Here is a 980-nt window from a genome sequence, read left to right as displayed (position 1 = left end):
CTTTGGCGGGGGTGCTTGAGGGGCGTGAGGTGTGTGCGGTAGTGCATGCGGCGGGTGTGCTGGATGACGGGGTGGTGGGCGCGTTGACGCCCGAGCGGGTGGATGCGGTGTTGCGGCCGAAGGTGGATGCGGCGTGGCATCTGCATGAGTTGGTGGGTGAGGTGTCGGCGTTTGTGGTGTTCTCGTCAGCCGCGGGGGTCTTCGGCAGTGCGGGGCAGGGCAGTTACGCGGCGGCGAATGCGTTTTTGGATGCGTTGGTGGAGTACCGGCGTGGCCTTGGACTGCCGGGTGTGTCGTTGGCGTGGGGCGCGTGGGATCTGCCCAGCGGCATGGCCGGTGGGCTGACGGAGGTGGACCGGGAGCGGATGGTTCGGGCGGGTCTTCCGCCGGTGTCTGTGGAGCAGGGTGTGGCGTTGTTCGATGCTGCGGTGGGGTCGGGGGAGGCGGTGGTGTTGCCGCTGCGGTTGGACCTGGCTGCGCTGCGGGGTCGGGGTGAGGTTCCGCCGCTGTTGCGGGGCCTGGTCCGTACCCGGCGGGCGGCGGGAGGCGCTGGTGCGGGGACTGGTTTGGTTCAGCGGTTGGGCGGGCTGGATGAGGTTGGGCGTCGGGCGTTGTTGCTGGATGTGGTGCGGGGCCAGGTCGCGAAGGTGCTGGGCCACGACAGTCCCGCGGCGGTCGATCCTGCGCGGGCTTTCCGGGATCTGGGCTTTGACTCGTTGATGGCGGTGGAGCTGCGTAATGGAGTGAGCACGGCGACCGGACTGCGGCTCCCGGCCACGCTGGTCTTTGACTACCCGACGGTGCAGGTGCTGGCGGATCACATCCTGGAGGAGCTGTTCGCCGGAGTGACCCGTGCGGTGGAGGGCCCCGTCGGGGCACTGCCGTCGGTCGCGGACGACCCGGTGGTGATTGTGGGGATGGCGTGTCGGTATCCGGGTGGGGTGACCTCCCCCGAACAACTGTGGGATCTCGTGGCTGCC

At 69.2% G+C, this 980-nt stretch carries 1 protein-coding gene; it reads left to right on the top strand.

Features of this window, described 5'->3' with window-relative positions:
• Nucleotides 1–980: beta-ketoacyl reductase (locus JK363_RS41375; RefSeq protein ID WP_201883483.1), on the top strand; the 980-nt coding region annotated here is incomplete at both ends.

The organism is Streptomyces coffeae (assembly GCF_016741875.1).
In the GTDB taxonomy this organism is placed as follows: Bacteria; Actinomycetota; Actinomycetes; order Streptomycetales; family Streptomycetaceae; genus Streptomyces; species Streptomyces coffeae.
Note: the sequence above shows the minus strand (reverse complement) of the source record. Positions and strands in the feature narration are given on the sequence as shown.